The following is a 22,668-nucleotide window of genomic DNA, read 5'->3' as shown; positions in this document are numbered from 1 at the left end:
ACCCGTTCCGCTCTCACTACCTCCGGGACGCGCGCCGCGCGGCGAACCCGACCAGACCCGAACCGACGAGCGCGAGCACCGCGAGGCCGATCAGCCCCGGCGCGGAGAAGCTCGTCTCGACGGCACCCTTCGCCATCGCCACCGGCTGGTCGCCCGCGGGGATCGCGTGGGGGACCTCGTTCGGCGTGTTGGCGACGGTGAGCGCCAGTGTGTCGGCCGGCTTCAGCGAGCCGCACACCGAGGGCGGGTTCTTCGGGTCGAACGCGTTCTCGTAGCCCGGCGGCGCGTTGACCTCGACGACGCAGATGTCCTGCGGCGCCAGCAGATTGTCCACGGTCACCGCACCGGTGTCGCCGGCGGTCGTGACGACCACGGGCCGGCCGTCGGGGCCGTTGAGCGGCTTGCCGTCCTGCCCGGTGGCGGCGGTCTTCTTGTCCTTGCCGGTGATCCGCAGCGTCGCGCCGCCGATGCCCTTGCCGGTCTTCGCGTCGGTCTTGGTCACCTGGACCTTGCCCGGCTTCGCGACGGCGACGACGCCTTCCGCCGTCAGCGTCTTCTCGCCGCCGGTGGACACCACGTTCTGGATGCCGGTGTTCACCGGTTTCTGAACGTACGGCCGGTCGGCCGGGGCCGAGAGCGACGTCGCGAGCTTCGGCTGGTCACCGGTCGGCATGAGCTTCACCGAGATCGTGCCGTCAGCGCCCGTCTTGAGCGTGGTCTCCGTCTGCGCGCCCTGGACGGTGGCGCTGCCGCCGGCCGTGTCGGTGGCCTGGGCGTCGTCCTGCGAGTCGGAGTCGGTGCCGGTGGTCAGCGTCGCGTCGGTGGCGTCGAGCTTGACCGCGACGTCCGGGACGCCGGTGCCCTTGGCGTTCTTCACGGTGACCGTCCAGGTCGCCGCGGTGCCGAGGTGCTGGTCTTCCTTCGGCGGCGTGACCGAGGCGGTCCACGGGCCGCGGTTGGCCTCGGCGTCGGTGGTCAGCTTGGCGACGTCGTCGTACGCCGTGGGGGCCTTGTCCTTCAGCCCCTGCAGGTGCATGTCGATGTCGTAGCCGATCTTGTCCGCGGGCAGCGCCTCGTTGAGGTCGTCGTGCCCGGGCCGCGGCGCGGAGGTCCACGAGTGCAACAGGTGCGCGAGCGCGGCGGCGATGTTCGCGTCCTTGGTGTCGCCGTAGCGCAGCAGCAGGTACGAGATGTTGGCCGCCTTGTCGGCGGGGATCTCGTCGCCCCACTTGGTGAGCAGCTTGTCGCCGGGCTTGTACGTCTCGTTCGAGTCCGGTGCCTTCAGCTGGAAGCTGACGCAGAACACCTGCTTGCCGGCGACGAGGTAGGACCCGAGCCAGTTGCCGCTGTGGTCCTTGTTGTCGAACCGCTGGGCCGGGACCTCGACCCCGATGCCCTGCTGGGTCGCGGCGTCGGCGGCGGTCGGGCCGAGTGCGGTGAGGGAGAGTGCGCCGAGCACGGCCGTGGCGACCAGACCGGCGGCCGCGCGCAGGCGAGCGCGCGGGCGTGAAGACCACCCCATGGTGTGTTGACTCCTTCAACAGGCTCTGCCGTGACGCCTCTGCGTCGACGCAGGTCACACGATCGAACAACTCCCCGACACGCCTTCGGTCACATTCCGAACACGCGAAGTGAAGGTTCGCGGCTGATCACCCGGATTGTCTAGGGGCCATCGGGTGACCTGCGGTGAACGGGTCGTGATCTCAGTCGCATACGGTGTAGCCCGGCGCGGGTCCGGTCCCCTGATCAGACAAAAGGGTAAAGTCTTCTTTACTCGACGGTCTCGACGGGAACCAGCAGGCCCGAGCGGTCGTTGAACCCCATGCAAGGTGCCAGCAGATCCAGGAGGATCAGGTGCGTTCCAGTAGCAACCCGGCGTTCCGCAACCTGTCCCGCGGTTCGACCGCTTCAGGGCAGTACGGGCCGAACGTGGGCTTCGACCAGCGGCCCTACGGCACTCCGCAGGGCCAGGGCGGTGTGCCCGGCTACGGTCCCGGGCAGATGGCCGCCGGTTCCGCCGACCGTCCGATGACGGTCGACGACGTCGTCATCAAGACCGGTCTTTCGCTGGGCACCGCGCTGGTGTTCGGCGTTCTCGCGGCGATCTGGGCCCAGAACCAGCTCGTCACCGACTCGCTCGGCCGCGTCACCGGGATGAGCGGGGCGCTGCTCGGCGCTCTGTTCGGCGGCCTGATCGTGGGCCTGGTCCTCTCGCTCGTGATCATCTTCGGGCAGAAGGCGAGCGGTCCGCTCACGCTGGCCTACTCGGCCGCCGAGGGCATTTTCCTCGGCGCGCTCAGCGGGCTGTTCGAGCTCGTCTACCCGGGGATCGCGCTGCAGGCGCTGATCGGCACGGCGGGTGTGTTCATCGCGATGCTGGTGGTCTACAAGACCGGCGCCGTGAAGGTCACGCCGAAGCTGACCAAGTGGATCGTCGGGGCCGTGGGCGGCGTCGTGATCCTGATGCTGGTCAACCTGGTCACCGCGCTGTTCTTCGGCTTCAACCCGCTGCGCGACGGCAGCCCGATCGCGATCATCTTCAGCCTGGTGGTCATCGGCATCGCCGCGTTCAGCTTCCTGCTCGACTTCGACCAGGCCGACCGCATGATCCGGTCGGGGATGCCGGCCAAGTGGGCGTGGTTCGCGGCCTTCGGTCTCATGACCACGCTGGTGTGGCTGTACCTCGAGATCCTGCGGCTGTTGTCCTACCTACGCGACTAGTGCTCGCGTAGGAATCCCGAGAAGGCGCTCCGTGTACTACGGGGCGCCTTCTCTGTGTACACGTTCTGTACGCGGGGAAATCGCTCTTCGCGCGACGGAGCGCGTACGCAGAGTGCTTGTGCGAGGCCAATTCCCGGCCGCAACAGTGCAGGTGGAGGACTTTCCGCGGGCGGGTGGAGAATGCGAAAAGTCGTCTACGTCGTGCTTCGGGCGAAATCGATGGCTTTTTGTCGGTGGCGTCCTCTAGCCTCGACGACGTCGCGCAAGGGGGACCCAACCTGGGGCTTGCGTGACCTTTTGCTCTCGAACTTGCTCTCGATCGATGGGGATGGTCCACCGCATGTCCGAACAACCGAGCCCGGCCGCGCCGGGCGCCGCCGGGCTCGACGACAAACTCGACCGCGGCGTGCTGAAGATCGCCTCCGTCGTGGTGCTCGGCGCCATCATGGCGATCCTCGACACCACGGTCGTCAACGTGGCGCTGCAGAAGCTCACGATCCAGTTCTCCACGTCGTTCGACACGATCCAGTGGGTCGCCACGGGCTACATGCTCGCGCTGGCCACGGTCATCCCGGTCACGGGCTGGGCCTCGGACCGCTTCGGCACGAAACGCTTGTACCTGCTGGCGATCGGTACGTTCCTCGTCGGTTCGATGCTCGCGGGGCTCGCGTGGAACGTCGAGTCGCTGATCATCTTCCGCGTCGTGCAGGGGCTCGGCGGCGGCATGCTGATGCCCGCGGGCATGACGATCCTGACGCGCACCGCGGGTCCGCAGCGCATCGGCCGCGTGATGTCCGTGCTCGGCGTGCCGATGCTGTTGGGCCCGATCTGCGGCCCGATCCTCGGCGGCTGGCTCGTCGACGCCGTGAGCTGGCGCTGGATCTTCTACATCAACGTGCCGATCGGCGTCATCGCGTTCGTGCTCGCGCTGCGCCTGCTGCCGAAGGACAAGGCGACGAAGTCGGGCCGCTTCGACTTCGCGGGGCTGCTGATGGTGTCGCCGGGCCTGGCGGCCCTGATCTTCGGCGTCTCGCGCATCCCGTCCACCGGCACGGTCACCGCGATCGAGGTGTGGCTGCCGGCGGTCGCGGGCATCGTGCTGCTGGTGAGCTTCGTGCTGCGCGCGCTGCGGGTGGCGGACCCGTTGATGGACCTGAGCCTGTTCCACAACCGGACGTTCTCGGTCTCGATGATCACGCTTTCGGTGTTCTGCATGGGCTTCTTCGGCGCGATGCTGCTGCTGCCCACGTACTTCACCCTGGTGCGCGGCGAATCCGCGCTGCACGCCGGCCTGCTGCTCGCACCGCAGGGCTTCGGCGCGATGATCGCGATGCCGATCGCGGGCCGTTTGTTCGACAAGCTCGCGGCCCGCCGCATCGTGCTGCCGGGCCTGGCGCTGATCGTGGTGGGCATGGTGCCGTTCACGCAGGTCACGTCGACCACGCCGTACGCGCTGCTGCTGTCCGCCGCGTTCGTCATGGGCCTCGGCATGGGCTGCACGATGATGCCGATCACGTCAGCCGCCCTGCAGACGTTGCGCTCCGAGGACATGGCCAAGGCCTCGACCACCACGAGCATCCTGCAGCAGACGTCGGGCGCCATCGGCTCCGCGATCATGTCCATCGTGCTGGCCGCCCTGCTCGGCTCCCGCTTCGGCGTCCCGACGAGCCAAGGCCAGCTGGCGGCCACGGTGGCCACCCTGAACCCCGCCACGCACACCGCCGCGTCCGCCCTCGCCGCCGGCGCCTTCGCGACGCCCTTCCTGATCGCCACGGTGATCCTCGCGCTCTGCCTGGTGCCCGCCACCTTCCTGCCGAACAAGCGCTTCATCCCGACAGTCCCTTCGTCGGGCTCGGACGACGCGGTGGCCCCGGTCCCGGCGGCGCCGTTGCACTGACTGGGTTTGCTTCAGGGGAGAGGCCGCCCGCAACCAAGGTCGCGGGCGGCCCTTCTTCCGTACCTACCTCAAGAAAGCGGCCTACTTCAGGAAAGACGCTCCAGCACCATCGCCATCCCCTGCCCGCCACCAACACACATCGTCTCCAGCCCGAACTGCTTGTCGTGGTGCTGCAGCGAGTTGATCAACGTCGACGTGATCCGCGCCCCCGTCATGCCGAACGGGTGGCCGACCGCGATGGCGCCGCCGTTGACGTTGAGGCGGTCGAGGTCGATGCCGAGGTCGCGGTAAGACGGGATGACCTGCGCGGCGAACGCCTCGTTGATCTCGACGAGGTCGATGTCCGAAATGGACAGACCCGCGCGAGACAGCGCCTGCTTCGAAGCCTCGACCGGGCCGTAGCCCATGATCTCCGGCGACAGGCCCGTGACGCCCGTCGACACGATGCGGGCCAGCGGCGTGAGGCCGAGCTCGCGCGCCTTGGTGTCGGACATGACGATCACGGCGGCGGCGCCGTCGTTGAGCGGGCAGCAGTTGCCGGCGGTGATGCGGCCGTCGGGGCGGAACACGGGCTTCAGGCCGGACACGCCTTCGATGGTCACGCCGGCGCGCGGGCCGTCGTCCTTGGATACGACGGTGCCGTCGGGCAGCGTGACCGGCGTGATGTCCTTGGCCCAGAAGCCGTCGGCGATCGCCTTCTCCGCGAGGTTCTGCGAGCGCACGCCGAACTCGTCCATGTCCTCGCGCGTGATGCCCTTGAGCCGCGCCAGGTTCTCGGCGGTCTGGCCCATGGCAATGTAGACGTCGGGCACAGTGCCCTCACCGCGCGGATCGGTCCAGGTGTCCGTGCCCGACGAAGCGGTCGCCACGGTGCGGGCCTCGGCGTCGGCGAAGAGCGGGTTGTGCGTGTCGGGCCAGGAGTCCGAGCTGCCCTTCGCGAAGCGCGACACGGCCTCGACGCCCGCGGAGATGAAGACGTCACCCTCGCCGGCCTTGATCGCGTGCATCGCCATGCGGGTGGTCTGGAGGCTGGAGGAGCAGTACCGGGTGATCGTGCAGCCGGGCAGGTGGTCGTAGCCGAGCTCGACAGCCACCGCGCGGCCCATGTTGAAGCCGGACTCGCCGCCGGGCAGACCACAGCCGAGCATCAGGTCGTCGATGTCGGCGGGGTCCAGCTGCGGCACCTTGTCGAGCGCCGCCCGGATCATCTGCACGGCGAGGTCGTCGGGGCGCATGCTGACCAGCGAGCCCTTGGCGGCACGGCCGATCGGGGAGCGGGCGGTGGAGACGATGACGGCTTCGGGCATGGCGTGACACTTCCTCGGGTCGGTGACAACGGCGGGCGCTAAGCGGTTGCTCACCATAGTGCCGCCTGTCCCGTCTCCCGCAAAGCCCAACGCGACGCGGACCACTATCGGGCGCCGGCAGGATCTCCGCCGTGACCGTGCACCTCCGCCCCGCCGAGGACGGCGACAGCTGGTTCTGGCCGAACGTCGACCTGGACCTCACCGGCGCGAAGCTCGTCGACCTGTCGCTGAAGTACTGCCGGGTCCGGTCGGCGGTGTTCGCCGGGACCACGACGTTCCGCTACACCAGCTTCGCGACCAAGGCCGATCTCACCGGGGCGACGTTCGCCGAGCCGCCCGGCGTCGAGGGGATCGAGCTGCCGCCCGGAACGCCCATGCCGGGCGGGACTGCCACCTTGGAGTCGAGCCGTTCCGCCTGAGTGGACAGCGCCGCAGGTCCAGCGTTTAGGCTGGGCTCGCCGCCGAGATCCGGCGCGGAAGGGCAGGAGCGCAGTCGTGGAGTACGCCGAGCACATCGTCGACCTCGTGGGGAACACCCCGCTGGTCAAGCTGAACTCCCTCACCAAGGGGCTCAAGCCGCTGGTGCTCGCGAAGGTCGAGTACGTGAACCCGGGCGGCAGCGTGAAGGACCGCATCGCGCTGCGGATGATCGAGGCCGCCGAGGCGTCGGGCGCCCTCAAGCCAGGCGGCACGATCGTGGAGCCGACGTCGGGCAACACCGGTGTGGGCCTGGCGATGGTCGCGCAGCGCAAGGGTTACAAGTGCGTGTTCGTCTGCCCGGACAAGGTGAGCGAGGACAAGCGCAACGTCCTGCGCGCGTACGGCGCCCGCGTCGTCGTGTGCCCGACGGCCGTCGCGCCCGAGCACCCCGACTCCTACTACAACGTGTCCGACCGCCTCGTCCGCGAGATCGACGGCGCCTGGAAGCCGAACCAGTACGCCAACCCCGCGAACCCCGAGAGCCACTACCTCTCCACCGGCCCCGAGATCTGGCGCCAGACCGAGGGCAAGGTGACGCACTTCGTCGCCGGCGTCGGCACCGGCGGCACGATCTCCGGCACCGGCCGCTTCCTCAAGGAGGCCAGCGACGGCCGCGTGCAGGTCGTCGGCGCCGACCCCGAGGGCTCCGTCTACTCCGGCGGCAGCGGGCGCCCGTACCTGGTCGAGGGCGTGGGCGAGGACTTCTGGCCCGAGACCTACGACCGCGGCATCGCCGACCGGATCATCCCGATCTCCGACGCGCACTCGTTCGACATCACCCGCCGCCTCGCGGTGGAAGAGGGCCTGCTGGTCGGCGGCTCGTGCGGCATGGCCGTCGCCGCCGCGCTGAAGCTCGCCGAGGGCCTGACCGAGGACGACGTCGTGGTGGTCCTCCTGCCCGACGGCGGCCGCGGCTACCTCACCAAGGTTTTCAACGACGACTGGATGTCGTCCTACGGCTTCCTCCCGCCCGACTCCTCGGGCGCGACGGTGGGCGATGTGCTCACCAAGAAGAGTGGCTCCCTGCCCAGCCTCGTGCACACGCACCCGAACGAGACCGTGGCGGAGGCCGTCGCGATCCTGTCGGAGTTCGGCGTGAGCCAGATGCCCGTGGTCAGCGCGGAGCCGCCGGTCATGGCCGCCGAGGTGGTGGGCGCTGTCAACGAGCGCGACCTGCTCGACGCGCTGTTCACCGGCAAGGCCCAGCTCGCGGACAAGCTCGAGACGCACATGTCGCCGCCGCTGCCGACGATCGGTGCCGGCGAACAGGTCAGCTCCGCGATGAAGGCGCTCGAGGGCGCGGACGGCGCGTTGGTCTTGATCGACGGCAAGCCCGCAGGGGTCGTCACCAGGCACGATCTGCTCGGGTTCCTCGCGGGGCGCTAGCTGACGACACTGCGCTGTTGGTCACCGATCCGATCACAGCCACGGCGGGAGTGTTGCCAGACCCGGCAGCGTCCGGTTAACTTCCCGCCTACTTCTGGTCGGATCGGTAAAACGGCAAAGCGGGCCGGGGCGTTCCGAGCGCCCTGCCCCGCTATCCGATAGCGTGGGCGCGATAGAACTTTTTCGCGTCCTCGTCAAGGGGGTTCAAGACCCACATGAGTGCTCCGCAGCCACCGAACCAGCCCGGGGACGGCGGCGAGCAGCCGCCGCAGGGCCCACCGAGTGGTCCCACACCTCAGCAGGACAGTCCTTTCGGCGCGTCGGAGCCGACCCAGGTGGTCCAGCCGGGCCAGCCGTACCCGTCGGCCCCGTCTTCGGGCGATGGCGGACTGTTCGGCGAAGCCCCCGAGCCCACGCAGGTCGTGCGGCCCGGTGACGCGAACATCGGCGGCGAAAGCCACTTCGGCGCCGAGTCGACGCAGCTCGTCCCGCCCGGCTCGCAGCCGCCGGCCATCCCGTACTCCCCGCCGCCGAGCGCGGCCGACAACCCCGCTGCCATGGGCGGCGGGTTCGGCCAGCAGGGCTTCGGGGGACAGCCCGGTGCTCCGGGTGCTCCTGGTGGCTTCGGTCAGCCGGGCCAGCCGCAGGGCTTCGGCGCCCCGGGCGGGTTCGACCAGGGCCAGGGTGCCTTCGGTGCCCCGCCGCAGGGCGGTTTCGGTCAGCCGGGTCAGTCCGGGCAGCCGGGTCAGCCGGGCGGTTTCGGAGCGCCGCCGGCCTTCGGTGCCCCGCCTGTCGCGTCCGGTGGCGGCAACAGCATGTACGGCTTCATCGCCGGTGGCGTCGTGGCGCTGCTGGGTGTGCTGTCGCTGATCTGGTCGTTCCTCTACATGGGCGACGCGAGCGACTACTCGTCCAGCCTCGACCAGGCCCGCCAGTCGGCCGGTGACGCGAAGGTCGACGAGCTGCTGGGCCAGTCCGGCCTCGCTTCGCCGGGCGCCATCTGGTTCTACGTGATCATGGTCCTGGTCGGCGCGGTCGTCTCCATCGCGGGCGGCGCCGGGCTCATCCTGGCCGGCCGCCTCGGCGGGATCAAGAAGATCGTGCCGATCGTGGTCGCCGTGGGCGGCGTGCTGCTGGGCGTCTTCGGCGTTCTGCTCATCGCCGGCTCCACGCCGAACCAGGAGGTCCTCGACCAGGCCGGCGGCAACGCCGCCGACAGCATCGGCATGCCGACGCTCATCTTCGGCATCCTGATCTTCATCGTCGGGCTCCTCGGCCTGATCCCGCCCACCGCCCAGTTCGTCGGCCTCGGCGGCGGCACCCCGGGCGGCGCGGGCGGCTTCGGTGGCCCCGCGGGTGGCGCTGGTGGCTTCGGCCAGCCGGGTCCCTTCGGCCAGCCGCAGCAGGGCTTCGGCCAGCCGGGCCCCTTCGGCCAGCCGGGTCAGCCCGGTCAGCCGGGTCAGCCTGGCTTCGGCCAGCCCGGCGAGCAGCCCCCGTTCGGCCAGCCCGGCTTCGGCCAGCAGCCCAACCCGAGCAGCGGCGGCTTCCCCCAGCCCGGCGGCTACGGTCAGCCCCCGCAGCCCGGCTACGGCCAGCCCGGCGAACAGCCCGGCAGCGGCGGTTTCCCGCAGCCGGGCCAGCCCCAGCCCGGCCAGCCCCAGCCCGGTTACGGCCAGCAGCCCCCTCCGGGCTACGGCCCGCCCCCCGGCTACGGCCAGCCCCAGCCGGGTCAGCAGCCGCCCCCGGGCTACGGCCCCCCGCCCGGGCAGCAGCCCCCGGGCTACGGTCAGCCGCCGCAGCAACAGCAGTGGTGACCAGCTGAGCTTGACGTGAAGGGCCCCTTCGGTGCATCGCATCGAAGGGGCCTTTTGCTGTCCGGCGGCTCTTCGGCTCTGCAACTGGCTCGACCCGCGCTCGCTTTCGCGCCGCCGCCGGGCAATCGCCGAGGCCTGTCCTCTCGCAGGTCGCACGGCGGCCCGCGCCGCCCGCGCCGCGCGGTGGCGGACGGCCGCACTTGGTTGGCGCGATCGACTTCGCAGGGCGGAGACCAGGCTGGGCATCCGCGCAGGGCTTGGCTCGACCCGTACTCGCCTTCGCGCCGCCACCCGGCAATCGCTGGGTCCGGTCCTCTGGCAGGTCGCACGGCGGCCCGCGCCGCGCGGTGGCGGACGGCCGCGTTTGGTTGGCGCGATCGACTTCGCAGGGCGGAGGACCAGGCTGGGCAACCGTGCGGGACTTGGCTTCCGTCGCGGCGCGGAACAGCGGTGAGCCGCGGAGTTTCGCCGGCCGCGATTCACGTCGCGGCGCGGAGGACGCGGCCGAGTCTCGCTCTTCGGGTTCGGATCGGCGATGAACCCCACCAGAAGGGGCGAGCCGCGAAGCGTTGCCGCCTGCAGTCGTCTCCGCGACCTTCACGCCTGAGCGGATTCCCGGCGAGGTTCGGGTTTGCGACCTCTGCCGCAGGCGGTGGCTCGCCACTCGCCTTGATGAACTGCCGGAAGTTGCCACCAGCCGTCGACCTTTCCTGACCGGAAGTCTGGTCGGCCTGCCGAATACCGCTCGGTATCGCGAACTGCACCGGCCGAAGCAGACCCGCCCCCAGTCTCCGCGGCCCATTTCCGCACTGTCGGCACTTCTCCCGTTGCGCTCCGGCAGCGTGGAGCCGCAACACAGCGCCCGGTCACCCGTACAGCCGATCTTTGCGAAAAATTGAGAAATGCTGTTTTTCAGTAACGCTTCACCCTTCTGATCTTGACCCATTACCCGACCTGGGCGGAACGGGCACTGGTTCTTCATCGCTTCACCATTTCTCGTCCATGATCGCGATTTCCGGGCTAGGGTGAGCCGTTCGTTTTCGCCTTCGGCCCGAGGGGGAGCAGAGTTGAGCGGCCCGTACGGATCTCCAGCGCAGCAGCGGTCAGGTCCCGCGCACGGGGAACCGCCTGCGCGGCGCGGCCGGCCGTCCGGGGCGACGGCGTTGGTCGCGGCGCTGCTGGGGCTCGTGGCGGCCGGGGCGGCGGGCTACTTGCCGGCGACGTTGTTCATCGACATCCCTTGGGGGTTCAGCCTCGGCGACCTTCCCGTGTGGACACTCGTGGATCTCGGCGGCTACCTGGGTGCCGGTCTCTTCCTGCTCGTCGGCGCGCTCGCCACGATCTTCCGCGCCACCGCCGGCGCCGTGCTGCTGATCCTCGGCGCGGTGATCGCCATCGGCGCGATCCTGCTGGAGCCGACGCTCGGCAACGGCGGCTACGCGGCCTACTTCGAGGTCGTGTTCGCGCTGAACGGCTTCGCGGCCGTCGACCGGGCGGTGCTGGTGGTGCTGGCGCCGCTCGTGCTGGTGCTGGCCGCGCTGCGCCCGACGTTCTCGTATCTCAGGTACCGGGCGTACGTGCCCGGGCAGTGGTGATTTTCGCCCCGGAAACGTCTCCGGCCTGGCACGATACGGGGACATCTCCCCGCAGCCGGTGGGGGCCGGATTCCCGAGGACTTCCGTGAGCTATCCCCAGAACCCCGGCCAGGGGCAGAATCCGCAGCAGCCGTACGGTCAGCAGCCCTCCGGCCCACAGCCCGTCCCCGGCCAGCAGCCCTACGGTCAGCCGTACCCGGGCCAGCAGCCGGCGCCCTACTCCGGTCCGCAGCCGATGCCGGGGCAGCCGTACCCGGGCCAGCAGCCCGTGCCCGGCCAGTACCCCCAGCAGTACGGCCAGCCGAGCCAGCCGTTCCCCGCGTACCCGGGCGGTCCGGGTGTGCTCCAGCAGAAGCCGGGCGGCGGAACCGCGATCACCGCGGCCGTGCTGGCGATCCTGGGTGGCATCGTCGCGCTGATCGGGGTGATCGGCTCGATCATCGGGCTTTCGGCGCTGCACGGTGCCGAGGTGCTCTTCATCGTCTCGCTGGTCGTCGATCTCGCGCTCGCCGGTCTGCTGCTCTACGGCGCCATCGCGCTGATCATGCACAAGCCGGCGGGCCGGATGTGCGTGATCATCGGCTGCGGCGTCTCGATCGCGTTCTCCGTGATCTCGTTGATCCTGACCGCGACCGGCGCCACCGCTCTAGGTTCGTCGGCCGAGTTCCTGGGCTACGGCGTCGCGAGCGGCATCGTCGCGCTCATCCCGCCGGTGGCCACGCTGGTCCTGGCGATCGTGAAGCCCACCCAGCTCTGGGTCGGGCTCGGCGCGCCGGCGCAGCCGCAGTACCCGGGCACCTACCCTCCGCAACAAGGCTGGTGACGGACCGGTCCCGCCAGGCGCAATCGCCGCCGGGTGGGACCGCACCGGCGGGACCTGCGATGACAGGTGGCAGCAGGCGTGAATTCCATCCCACCTGGCGGGATTGTCGGTACCGGGCCGTACCCTGGAACCATGGTCGACGACTACTCCGTGCTGGGCTTCGAAACACGCGCCATCCACGCCGGGCAGCAGCCCGATCCGCGGACGGGCGCCGTCATCGTGCCTATTTACCAGACGTCGACCTACGCGCAGGACGGTGTCGGCGGCACCCGTGAGGGTGACTACGAGTACTCGCGCACGGCGAACCCCACGCGCACCGCGCTGGAGCAGGCCTTGGCCTCGCTGGAGGGCGCTCGGCACGCGCTGGCGTTCGCGTCCGGCATGGCGGCGTCCGATGCGGTGCTGCGCACGACCCTGCGCCCGGGCGACCACCTGGTGCTGGGCAACGACGCGTACGGCGGCACGTTCCGCCTGATCGACAAGGTGCTGAGCCTCTGGGGCATCGAGCACACTGTCGCCAACCTCGCGAACGTCGACGAGGTCCGCGCCGCCTTGCGGCCCGAGACCAAGCTGATCTGGTGCGAGACGCCCACCAACCCGCTGCTCGGCATCGCCGACATCGCGGCCCTGGCCGGCGTGGCCCACGACGCGGGCGCGCGCCTGGTCGTCGACAACACCTTCGCCACGCCGTACCTGCAGACGCCGCTGGCCCTCGGCGCCGACATCGTGGTCCACTCCACGACCAAGTACCTCGGCGGCCACTCCGACGTCGTCGGCGGCGCCGTGCTGACCAACGAGGACGAGGTCCGCGAGCAGCTCTTCTACCTCCGCAACGCCGCCGGCGCCGTCCCCGGCCCCTTCGACGCGTGGCTCACCCTGCGCGGCCTGAAGACGCTGGCCCTGCGCATGGAGCGGCACAGCGACAACGCCGAGCTGATCGTGCAGACGCTCGCCAAGCACCCGAAGGTCTCGAAGGTCTACTACCCGGGCCTGCCCGAGCACCCCGGCCACGAGGTCGCGGCCAAGCAGATGCGCCGCTTCGGTGGCATGGTGTCCTTCCGCCACGCCGACGGCGAGCAGGCCGCGCTGGACGTCGCGTCGCGTACCGAGCTCTTCATCCTGGCCGAGTCCCTGGGTGGCATCGAGTCCCTCATCGAGCACCCGGGCCGCATGACCCACGCCTCCACGGCGGGCTCCACGCTCCAGGTCCCGGCCGACCTGCTCCGCCTCTCCGTCGGCATCGAGGACGGCACCGACCTGGTCGCCGACCTCACGGCTGCGCTGGGCTGAGCCTGTTCTTCAGGGAACCCCCGTGCCGGTCGGCGCGGGGGTTTTTTGCTGTGAGCAGGCAGTTCGAGGCCGGCGGCCTGCGTGCGGTCACTGGCATGGCGAACCTGCCCGTGTGTGAGGCCGACTCGCCGCGCGACTGGTGGGGCCGGTCCGAGCGCTCTGCGCGGCGGTTCGTAAAAAAATGTGCTGACGATCAGGCTGCCTCGGTGCCCGATCGAACCCGCGCGTACGCGAGAACCCCGCGCCGATCATCGGCCACGGGGTTCGGGATTGGGCAGGTCTGGACCGGTCAGGGCCGGTAGCTGCTCGGCTGCGGACCTGCCGTGTGCAGGGAGTGGTGGACCGCCTCCTGCTGCTCGGCGGGCGCGGCCGGGAGCTCGGAGCCGTCGATGCAGCCGCCGACGAGCTCGACGTGGTTGTCGTGGCGGATGTACTGGGGGTGGGCGCCGCAGCCGGCCGCGTCGACGGTGAAGTAGGCGGCGCCGGTGAGGGCGACGGCGGAAGCGACGCCCAGCACGAGGGGCAGGACTCCGGCCGAACGGGTCGCGCTCGTCCCGCGAGCGGTCGTCGCGTTTTTCCCGCGGGCCATGGTCGCACTCCCTGATCACGTGAGGTTGCCGTTATCAGAGTACCGGTCCCGCGGCGGTGGCACCTCGCCCATCCGTCGGTGGCATCATCGCGACCTATGGAACTGGTCAGCATCGAGCGGATCGAGGAGGCGCGCAAGCTCCTCGAGGGCATCACCAGGGTGACCCCCATGGAACACGCCCGTGACCTGCGGCGCTTACACGGCGGCCCGGTCTACCTCAAGTGTGAAAACCTGCAGCGCACCGGCTCGTTCAAGATCCGCGGGGCCTACACCCGCATCCACGGCCTCACCCAAGAGGAACGCGCCCGCGGCGTCGTGGCGGCCAGCGCCGGCAACCACGCGCAGGGCGTGGCGCTGGCCTCGTCACTGCTGGGGATCTCGTCGACGGTCTTCATGCCGCTGCGCGCGCCCCTGCCGAAGCTCGCGGCCACCCGCGGCTACGGCGCTGACGTGCACCTCCACGGCGCCGTCCTCGAAGAGACGCTGGCGGAGGCCATCGCGTTCTCCGAGCGCACCGGGGCGGTGTTCATCCACCCGTTCGACCACGTCGACGTGATCGCCGGGCAGGGCACCGTCGGCCTGGAGATCCTGGAGCAGGTGCCTGGCGTGAAAACCGTGCTCGTGGCCACGGGCGGTGGCGGCCTGGTCGGCGGCGTCGCGGCGGCGGTGAAGGGCCTGCGACCCGACATCCGCGTGGTCGGCGTGCAGGCCGAGGACGCCGCCGCGTACCCGCCTTCGCTGGCGGCCGGCTCGCCCGTGCGCCTTCGCGAGCTGCACACGATGGCCGACGGGATCGCCGTCGGCGAGCCGGGTCCGGTGAGCTACGCGCACGTTTCTTCGCTGGTCGACGACGTCGTCACGGTCAGCGAGGAGTCGCTGTCCCGCGCGGTGCTGCTGTGCCTCGAGCGGCGCAAGCTCGTCGTCGAGCCCGCCGGCGCCGCGACGGTTGCCGCGCTCATGCAGCACCCGGGCGCCTTCGAGCCGCCCGTGGTGGCGATCCTGTCGGGCGGCAACGTCGACCCCGTGCTGCTCCAGCAGATCATCCAGCATGGCATGACGGCCGGCGGCCGCTACCTCAAGCTCCACCTGCGCGTGCCCGACCGGCCCGGCTCGCTCGTCTCCGTGCTGACGTGTGTGAAAGAGCTGGGCGCCAACGTCCTCGACGTCGAGCACTCCCGCATCTCCGGCAGCCTCGCCCTCGGCGAGGTCGACGTGGCGCTCGCCCTCGAAACCCGCGGCCCCGAACATTGCAAGGCGGTCGAGGCCGCCCTCGCCGACGCCGGATTCACCATCGTCCCGTGACCGTCCTCAGTGGACTGGTTGTTCCCCGGTGACCGCCGCCAACGCCAGCTCCCGCGCCGGCTCACCGACCTCGGGCACCTCGAACCGCCGCCCGCGGATGTGGCTCAGCAGCTCAGGGTCAGGCGCCACGGCGTGCTCCCGCAGGTAGTACGCGACGGCGCCTGGCCACACCCAGATGCCATCGGTCCGGAACGTCAACGGCACAGCGTCTACGCGCCCCGGATCGAACGCGTCGACGTCGAAACTCCGCGACGCCAACACGGCTGGCGCGGATTCGAGGTAGGCCAGCACCCGCTCGCGCTCCGCCTCGGGCAGCGCCTCTCGCTCCACCACGGGCCGCCCGGCCTCGTCGAGGCCGTCGTACACCCGCGGCGTCCGCATCTCGGCCGCGGTCGTCGCCGGCGGATCCGCGACGCCGGGCTCAACCGGCGCGACGGGGCCGGCCGCTTCCTCCGCGGGTGCCGCGGGGGAAGCGCCACCTTCCGGTGCCGGCGCGGCAATGCCCTCTAGCGGCGCGACGGTTGCTGCCTCGGCCGCCGGTACGGGCGCGGTCGCGTCCTGCTGCTGAGTTGCGGGCGTAGCGCCCGCGTCCGGTGCCGGTTCAGTGCCGCCCTCTGTCGGTATGGCGGCTGCCACGCCGATCGTTTCTCGCGGCTGAGCCGTGGGTGTGCCACCGCTCGCCGGCGCCGCGACGGCGGTGTTCTCCTGAGGCGAGGCGGGGGCTGCGTTTCCGTCCGTCGGCGCCGAAGTGGCGAGATCCTGTCTCGGCGCGGCAGGTGCGGCGGTGTGAGACGCCGGCACAACGGGCGGTGGCGCTGCGCTCTGCGGTGCTGCGGTGCCTTCTTGCGCAGCTGCCGTGCGCTCGTCCGCCGGCACTGGAGCGGTGTCGTTTGCGACGCCGCTCGCCGGCGCTGCGGTGGCGTTGACCTGCGGTGCGGCGGGCGCGTCGGCGTGGGGTGTCGGCGCAACGGGAGGAGGCATAGCGGCCGGGCTGGGCTGCGGAGCCACCGCGCGGTCGGGCGGCGGAGGTGGTGTGTCAGGCGACCACGGTGCCGGAAGGGGCGGCAGCCCCGCGCGCGTCCGCAGCCAAGGCGGGATGAAGGCCTCCGAGCGCGGGAAGAACCGCAGCTCGTCCTGGAAGCCGAGTTGCGGGGGCGGCCGGCGCCAGATCGGCTCGACGTCCGGGCGGAAGTCGAGGCGGGGTGGCTGCCGGGGGGTGAACAGGAGCGTCGCGCTGAGCCAGGTGCCGCGGCCACGGCGGTACATGCCGCCGCGGAGGACGGCGAGGAGGCGGACGGCCTCGGGGTGCGGGCGGGCCGGGTAGTCGCGCCCGTCCGGGGCCGTGGTGAACACGTCGGCCTCGACGTGCCGCCCCACGGCCCGGTACTCGACCCGCAGCTGCCGCCACCCGGGCGGCACGGCAGAGCCGCAGGCCTGCCCGATCCGCTGGACGAGGTCCTGCTGCTGGGCTGGGCTCAGGGGTGCCGGCGGTTGGCTCAATGCGTCTCCCCGCGGTGGTGTCAGTTGCCGGCGGCGGCGAGCCGCTCGCGGAACCAGTCGGGCATGAACTCCTCGGTGCGGGGGAACCGCTCCTGCTCGATCGCGAACTGCTGCGCGGCCGGGTACGGGTCGAAGTCCGGCTCGTTGCGCCAGTTGTACTGGATCGTGAACCGGCTCGGCGGCTCGATGCCGAAGCGCGCGGAGAACCACGTCCCCTCGCCCTCGGTGTACATCCCGCCGCGCAGGCGCTGGAACATCTTCCAGACGTCCACCGGCGGGTCCCACGGGCGGAACGTGCCACTGGGGTCCTTCACGCCGACGGCGACGTCGACGTTGCGGCCGACCATGCGGTAGTCGATCATCACCTGCTGCCAGCCCGGCGGCAGGGCTTCGACCACGGCCGTGGTGATCTCACCCAGCAGCTCGTTCTGCTGGATCGGGTCCAGCTCCGGCCACTTGAACGGCATCGGTCGTGTCCTCCTGATCGTTCGGACTTTTCGGGCGGGGCCCATCATGGCACGGGCCCCGCGGTCACTCCTGGGCCCGCAGGCGGTCCTGCTCGCCGCCCTCGTCGAGCAGCTTCCGCAGCCACGCCGGCACGTGCTCGTCGTCGCGCGGGTAGGCCTCCAGATCACGCGTGAACGCGCTGGGGTGCAAGGGCGGCCACCAGTTCGGGTCGCCGTCGAGGTCGTAGGTGAACTCCGGCGACGAATCCGGGCGCAGCACGACCTTCGCGGAGAACCACGTGCCACGGCCGGGTTCGTACATCTCGTCGCGCAGCGCGCGGAACGCGGCTTTGGCGGGCGCGGGCAGCTCCATCGAGCCGGGGGAGCCGTCGCGCATCCGCACCTGCAGCGCGAAGTCGTTGGCCACCACGGTCGCCGACACCGTGAGCACGATCTCCGCCCACCCGGGCGGCGCCGCGTTCCCCAGTGCCGTCGCGATTTCAGCGGGAACGGGATCGGTCACTGTACTGCCTGTTCTTTCCGAAGTTAATGTCCGCGGGGTTGTTCGGGAACTCGCGCTCCTTGGTCACGCGCGAGATCTCGACGGGTTTCCCGTTCTCCACGACGACGTGCCCGTTGGCGTCGGTCTTGTAAACCACTTCCTGCCAGCGCATGGTGACGCTCTCCGGCACTCCGTTGCTCTCGCCGTGCATGGCGACCTGGTAGTTCTGGATGTCCTGGCCTTCTGTGTTCGCGAACTTGCCGAGCTCGGTCTCCTGGTTGCGCCACGACGCTTCGTGGATCCAGCCGTCGCGGTAGTTGCCGCTGTTGGACGCCGCCATCTGCGGGTGCATGTTGACGTACTCACCCGGGCCGCCCATCTCGTTGGCCGCGAGGTGGCCGCCCGCCCAGCGCACCTTCTCGTACTTGTCGCCGTACTCGGGGTGGTCGGCGAACGCCTCCTTGCCCTCACCACCGGAGCGGTTCTGCGAGTTGGTGTCGCGGAAGGTGTCGTTGCGGCCGTCGAAGATCGGGTCGCCCGTCATCGCGTCGGGCTTGCCGTTCTCGCCGATGTGGAAGGTCCACGACTTCGCCGAGTCGTGGAAGTTCGGCACGCGGTACTGCGCGCCCGGGATCAGCGGGTAGCGCAGGTCGGGGTTGTGGTTGGGCGACGACGTGCCGGACGTCGCCTCGACGTGCGTGACGTGGCCGTCGGCGTCGGTGTAGAACCGTGTGCTGGCACCGTTTTCGTAGGACACGTGGTACTCGGCGTTGCCCGCCAGCGGACGCTCGCCGTGCAGCGTCTGCGGCACGCCGTCCGGGTTCGGGTCGGCGTTGCTGGTCCGCGCGGGTACGTCGTCGATGTCGCGCGGCGAGTCGATGTCCGGGTGGCCGTCGCGGTGGCGCGGGCCGGCGAACTCGGAGTCGTCGGGCCGGTCCCAGTCCACGAACCGCCGGTCGAACTCCGGCGAGTCCGGGTTGTACGTGCGGGTCGCCGGAGGAAGGTCGAACTCCTCCTCGGGGATGTCCGCGGCGGCGTCGTCTCCCCGGGCGTGGGCGCTGTCGGCGTCGACGTCGTGCGGGTCGTGGTGGTGCGACTCGGGCGCGAATCCGTCCTGGCCGGCGTGGTGCGACGTGCCGTCCGGGTGGTGCACGGACCACTCGCCGTCCGGCGGGATCCGCGGCCGCATCCGGCCGTCCGGGCCGATCTCGTAGTCGGACGAGAAGACCCGGCCGTTCGAGTCGGTCCAGGCCGGTCTGGTCGGCGCCATGACGTCGGTGTCGAGCTCGCGCGAGAGCCGGTTGGCGAAGTCGTTGGAGCCGGCGTCGCAGCCGATCAGGCGGATGGGACGGCCGTCGTAGTCCGCGTTGTGGCGCAGGACGTCGGCGAACTCCTCCGGCGTGTAGTGCCGGTCGCCGATGCGCGCGTGCCCGTCGGCCGTCACATGCACGTCGACGGTGTAGCGCCCGTCCGGATCCGGCTGCACGCGGTGGGGGAGGTCGCCCAGGTCCGTGTCACCGCGGTGGTACGAGCTGCCCGCCGGCGTGCTTTCGGAGTGGTGCTGGTTGACCTCGTCCGGCGTCAGGGGTTCGTCGTCGTGGTGGTGCGGTCCGCCGTCGTGGTCGGGGTTGTCGTGGTGATCGGACGGGTCGTGGTCATCGGGATTGTCGTGATGGTCGGCGTTGTCGTGATGGTCGGGTGAGCCGTCGGTGTCGTGGTGAGGTGCCGTGTCGTCCGGCTCGTTGTGATGGGGAGCGCCGCCGTCCGGCTCGCCGTGGCGCGGGGTCCGGTCGCCGGGCTTGCCATCGGGAGTCCGATGTGGACTGTCGGCCTCCGGGCGGGTCGCCGTCGGCGAGCCACCACGCGCGACGGGCTCCGGCGCGTCACTCGGCCGCCGCGGCCCGCTCGCGGCCGGGTCGCCCGGGCGGCGCGGGCCGTCGGGGCCCTGGGGTGAGCGCGTGTTCGGGTCGCTGGGGCGGCGCGGTGACCCCGAGTCGGGTCGCCGCGACGAGGGCTCAGGACCCTCACCGGGTCGCCGTGACGAGGGCCCGCGATCGGGGCCGGTGCGAGGACCTGCGGGCTCCGGAGTGCGCGCGCCCGGGCTGCCCGGTGTGCCCGTCCAGCCGCCGCCGCTGCCGGGCCGAGCTGCCGGCGTGCCACCGGGACCGCCGCCCGACGGCGAACCCGCCGGCGCGCCAACACCCTGCGGCGGCATTCCACCGGCGACGGGCTGGTTCGGCGTGGTGGAGCCCGACGGGCTCCCGCCATCACCGGTGCGCGGAGCGGGTGCGCTGGGCGCCGGCTCGTCGACCTTCGGCGGCGCGTAGCCCGACGCCGAGGTCGAGCTGTCTCCCGAGCTTTGATGCGCGGACGGCGAGCTGCTCCCGGAAGAGCCGCCGCCGGAGTGTGTCGGCGCACCGCCGCCGGACCCGCCGGTGCTGTGGGGCGCGGAGCCGCCGGACGGCGAGCTGCCGGCGTGCGACGAGCTCGGCGCGTCACCGGTGTGGGCGCTCGGGGCGTCGCCCGTGTGCGAGGGCGCGGAACTGCCGCCACCGGACGGCGTAGAGCTGCCCGCGTGGCTCGGCGAGCTCGAGGACGAACCGGCGTGGCTCGGCGACCCACCACCGGACGGACCGCTGGTGCTGTGCGCTGCGGAGCTGCTGTGGGAAGGGGAATCGCCGCTGAACGTCGACGCCGAGTTGTCGCCGCCGGCCCCGCCCGTGTTGCCGTCGTGGGTGCCGTTGCCCGTACTCCGGCGCGACGAGTCACCGGAAGAACCGTCCCTTGTGGAGGGACCACCGCCGTCCGGGCTCGACGACGCGGAGTCACCGTCACCGGAGTGCGAGCCGTCGGCGTCCGAGTCGCCGGAGTGCGAACTACCGGAATCCGAGTCGCCGGACCGCGAGCTGCCGGAGTCCGGCTCACCGGAGTGGGAACTGTCGGCGTCCGAGTCACCCGAATGCGAACTGCCCGAGCCATCCGGGCTGTCCGAACCCTCGCCGCCGGGCGAGTCCCCGTCACCGTCGGAACCGCTGTGGTGCGAACCACCGCCTGAGCCGCCACCGCCCGTGCGGTGCGCGAACCCGCCGGCCTTGATGTTCTTCGTGCTGATCACGTCGAGGCCCGTGACCTTGCCCGCCAGCTTGCCCAGGATCTTGATGATCTTCGTGAAGACGTCGGCCAGCTTGCCCAGCAGCGGCGACACCCGGCGCATCGTGTCGCACAGCTTGGTCAGCAGGCCGCTGATCTTCTCGCCCCACTTTGAGATCGCCGTGACGGCCTGCGCGACGACCAGTGGCGTGCCGAAGCCGAGGGAGAAGACCTCCTCCATCACCCACGAGATCAACTTGCCCACCAGGTCGGCGATCAGCTGCCGCACGGTCTCCCGCACGAACGACACGACCTGGCCCATGATCATCGTGACGGTGCCGATCGCGCTCGCCACCGTGGCGGCCCCGCCGAGGGCCTCCGCGCACTCCGCCGCGCCCTTGCGGTACGCGTCGGCCGCGTCGCCCGTCCACTCCGCGGTGCCGGTCTTGACCGCGTTGGTGTAGTCGGCCTGCCTGTCCTGCAACGCTTTCGCGACGTTGCCCCAAGTGTCCGCATAGGACTGGATCACGGGCGGGTTGCCCGCCACCGAGTCGAGCATGTCCTTCAGTGGCTGCACGTGCTCCATGAGGAACGACGCCACCGACGACATCAGGTAGCCGAACGGGTCGATCGCCGCGCCCGCGATCTCGCCCGCGAGGCTCAGCACCCCGAGGCCGCCGGAAACCCAGTCGCCGTCCTTGATGCCGTTGAACGCGTCCATCGCCGACTCGGCCACGCCGATGCCGGTGGCGTAGCCGTAGTCGCCGTTGCCCGCGGTGAGCGGCCCGGGGCCGTCGCCGTCCTGCTTCGCCTGGACGACGAGCGGGTTGCCGTCGGCCATCAGTCGGGGACCTTCGTGGAAGCGATGGCGTCGGTCGTGCCGGTTTCGTAGGTCTGGTACGCCTGCGCGGCGTTGCGGACCTTCTGCGCCTGCGCGTCCATCGCCGTCACGGTGTTCTGCAACGCGTTGATGCCGAACTCCTCCACCGGGTCGAGCATGGCCCGGAACGGCTGGCAGAGGATGCCGTACGCGTCGGTGGGCATGCTGACCTGGTTCGCGGCGTCGACGGCCTGCCGCAGCCCGTCGCTGATCCCGTCGAGCTGGCCCGCGTGCGCCTCGAGGTCGCTGCCGACCTCGTATCCCTTAGGTGCCATGGTGTTCATCCCCCAGGATGGCTGTGTAAGAAACCTGAATCAGGAGAGGATCGAGCCGCCGAAATCGTCGTCATCGTCGGACGTCTCGGTCCGGCGGCGACGCGGTGGTGGCGGAGGCGGGGCCTGCTGCCGCGGCGGCGCGGCCGGCGGCGGGGGAGGCGGGTCGGAATCCTCGGGCCCGAACCGGTGCACAGGTGCCGGCGGCGGCGGTGGCTCTTCCGGCGGCGGTGCGGGGAACGTGCTCTTCGCGTCTTCCACGAGCTTGTCGCCGGTGGCGTCGGTGCCCAGCGTCTCGCTCGCAACCTGTTGCAGCAGCTCGGGAATCCGCGCCTGCGCCTTCTGTACGAGCTGCATCACCTGTGCCGACACCTCGGCCATCCGTTTGCCGCCCGCGGACTCGGAGATCACCAGGTTCTTCAGCAGCCCCTTGGCATCCACGGTCACCTCGACCGAACCGTCCTTCGCCCGCTCGGTCACGGTCTGGCCCTGCATGCGGTCGGCCATCGCCTGGTAGCGCGCAGCCGTCTCCTGCAGCTGCCGCGTCCAGCCGTCCACCATCCGCTGACTGGCGTCGACGCCGTCCGACATCGGGCCCCCGTTCCTCTCGAGCCGACTTCCCCACAGTGACGGATCCGGCCCGCCCCAGGTTCCGGTGCCGTCCGAATTGATCCGATCGGCCCAGTTTGCCATCCGGGTCAACCGGTCTCGCCGGCACCTGAATCGACTGTACGTGCCCGCGCCGACACAAAACGTGGCAAGCGGCCCGCCCGC

18 protein-coding genes are annotated in these 22,668 nt (G+C 70.8%); 9 read left to right on the top strand and 9 right to left on the bottom strand.

Features of this window, described 5'->3' with window-relative positions:
- Positions 1-16: 16 nt before the first annotated feature.
- Positions 17-1,522 (bottom strand): collagen binding domain-containing protein, encoded by a 1,506-nt coding sequence (locus K1T34_RS10835; protein ID WP_220244142.1) that lies wholly within the window; start codon positions 1,520-1,522, stop codon positions 17-19.
- A gap of 332 nt (positions 1,523-1,854) precedes the next feature.
- Here K1T34_RS10835 and K1T34_RS10830 point away from each other — a divergent pair, with 332 nt between their 5' ends.
- Entirely contained in the window at positions 1,855-2,721 is an 867-nt protein-coding gene (locus tag K1T34_RS10830) for a Bax inhibitor-1/YccA family protein (RefSeq protein WP_220244141.1), read from the top strand.
- A 340-nt stretch (positions 2,722-3,061) separates the two neighbouring features.
- Entirely contained in the window at positions 3,062-4,618 is a 1,557-nt protein-coding gene (locus tag K1T34_RS10825) for a DHA2 family efflux MFS transporter permease subunit (protein ID WP_220244140.1), read from the top strand.
- A gap of 86 nt (positions 4,619-4,704) precedes the next feature.
- Here K1T34_RS10825 and K1T34_RS10820 read toward each other — a convergent pair whose 3' ends face one another.
- A complete protein-coding gene (locus K1T34_RS10820; protein WP_220244139.1) occupies positions 4,705-5,925 on the bottom strand; it encodes an acetyl-CoA C-acetyltransferase in 1,221 nt (406 codons plus the stop codon).
- 131 nt (positions 5,926-6,056) lie between these two features.
- On the opposite strand from K1T34_RS10820, the gene K1T34_RS10815 reads away from it, so the two are divergent.
- The 6 genes from K1T34_RS10815 to K1T34_RS10790 all read left to right on the top strand — a co-directional run bounded on the left by K1T34_RS10815 (position 6,057) and on the right by K1T34_RS10790 (position 13,313).
- Positions 6,057-6,344, top strand: coding sequence for a hypothetical protein (locus K1T34_RS10815; RefSeq protein ID WP_220244138.1), 288 nt, complete (start codon positions 6,057-6,059; stop codon positions 6,342-6,344).
- 76 nt (positions 6,345-6,420) lie between these two features.
- On the top strand, positions 6,421-7,791 hold the full coding sequence (locus tag K1T34_RS10810) for a cystathionine beta-synthase (protein ID WP_220244137.1): 1,371 nt from the start codon (positions 6,421-6,423) through the stop codon (positions 7,789-7,791).
- A 215-nt stretch (positions 7,792-8,006) separates the two neighbouring features.
- Positions 8,007-9,605, top strand: coding sequence for a hypothetical protein (locus K1T34_RS10805; RefSeq protein ID WP_220244136.1), 1,599 nt, complete (start codon positions 8,007-8,009; stop codon positions 9,603-9,605).
- Positions 9,606-10,672: 1,067 nt separating this feature from the next.
- Complete coding sequence (locus K1T34_RS10800) at positions 10,673-11,200, top strand: hypothetical protein (protein ID WP_255638439.1); 528 nt, start codon at positions 10,673-10,675, stop codon at positions 11,198-11,200.
- Positions 11,201-11,285: 85 nt separating this feature from the next.
- Complete coding sequence (locus tag K1T34_RS10795) at positions 11,286-12,023, top strand: hypothetical protein (protein ID WP_220244135.1); 738 nt, start codon at positions 11,286-11,288, stop codon at positions 12,021-12,023.
- Positions 12,024-12,155: 132 nt separating this feature from the next.
- Positions 12,156-13,313 (top strand): cystathionine gamma-synthase, encoded by a 1,158-nt coding sequence (locus K1T34_RS10790; protein ID WP_220244134.1) that lies wholly within the window; start codon positions 12,156-12,158, stop codon positions 13,311-13,313.
- 289 nt (positions 13,314-13,602) lie between these two features.
- Here the strand turns inward: K1T34_RS10790 and K1T34_RS10785 are convergent, their stop codons facing one another.
- Positions 13,603-13,902, bottom strand: coding sequence for a hypothetical protein (locus K1T34_RS10785; RefSeq protein ID WP_220244133.1), 300 nt, complete (start codon positions 13,900-13,902; stop codon positions 13,603-13,605).
- A gap of 96 nt (positions 13,903-13,998) precedes the next feature.
- On the opposite strand from K1T34_RS10785, the gene ilvA reads away from it, so the two are divergent.
- Positions 13,999-15,204, top strand: a complete 1,206-nt coding sequence (gene ilvA, locus K1T34_RS10780) for a threonine ammonia-lyase (protein ID WP_220244132.1) — start codon at positions 13,999-14,001, stop codon at positions 15,202-15,204.
- 6 nt (positions 15,205-15,210) lie between these two features.
- On the opposite strand, the gene K1T34_RS54660 is transcribed toward ilvA, so the two are convergent.
- The 6 genes from K1T34_RS54660 to K1T34_RS10750 form a co-directional block, all read right to left on the bottom strand.
- Positions 15,211-16,704, bottom strand: a complete 1,494-nt coding sequence (locus K1T34_RS54660; protein ID WP_220244131.1) for a hypothetical protein — start codon at positions 16,702-16,704, stop codon at positions 15,211-15,213.
- A gap of 20 nt (positions 16,705-16,724) precedes the next feature.
- Positions 16,725-17,171, bottom strand: a complete 447-nt coding sequence (locus K1T34_RS10770; protein ID WP_220244130.1) for a hypothetical protein — start codon at positions 17,169-17,171, stop codon at positions 16,725-16,727.
- A 64-nt stretch (positions 17,172-17,235) separates the two neighbouring features.
- A complete protein-coding gene (locus K1T34_RS10765) occupies positions 17,236-17,673 on the bottom strand; it encodes a hypothetical protein (RefSeq protein WP_220244129.1) in 438 nt (145 codons plus the stop codon).
- On the bottom strand, positions 17,651-21,583 hold the full coding sequence (locus K1T34_RS10760; protein WP_220244128.1) for a hypothetical protein: 3,933 nt from the start codon (positions 21,581-21,583) through the stop codon (positions 17,651-17,653). Before K1T34_RS10760 ends, K1T34_RS10765 begins: the two co-directional genes overlap by 23 nt.
- Positions 21,583-21,897: a type VII secretion target gene (locus K1T34_RS10755; RefSeq protein WP_220244127.1), complete on the bottom strand. Its 315-nt coding sequence runs from the start codon at positions 21,895-21,897 to the stop codon at positions 21,583-21,585. Before K1T34_RS10755 ends, K1T34_RS10760 begins: the two co-directional genes overlap by 1 nt.
- 39 nt (positions 21,898-21,936) lie before the next feature.
- The gene (locus K1T34_RS10750; RefSeq protein ID WP_220244126.1) at positions 21,937-22,485 is read right to left on the bottom strand and encodes a YbaB/EbfC family nucleoid-associated protein; all 549 of its coding nucleotides are present in this window, start codon (positions 22,483-22,485) and stop codon (positions 21,937-21,939) included.
- Positions 22,486-22,668: the final 183 nt, after the last annotated feature.

Source organism: Amycolatopsis sp. DSM 110486, assembly GCF_019468465.1.
Classification (GTDB): Bacteria; Actinomycetota; Actinomycetes; order Mycobacteriales; family Pseudonocardiaceae; genus Amycolatopsis.
This window is presented reverse-complemented; position numbering and strand designations above follow the sequence as displayed.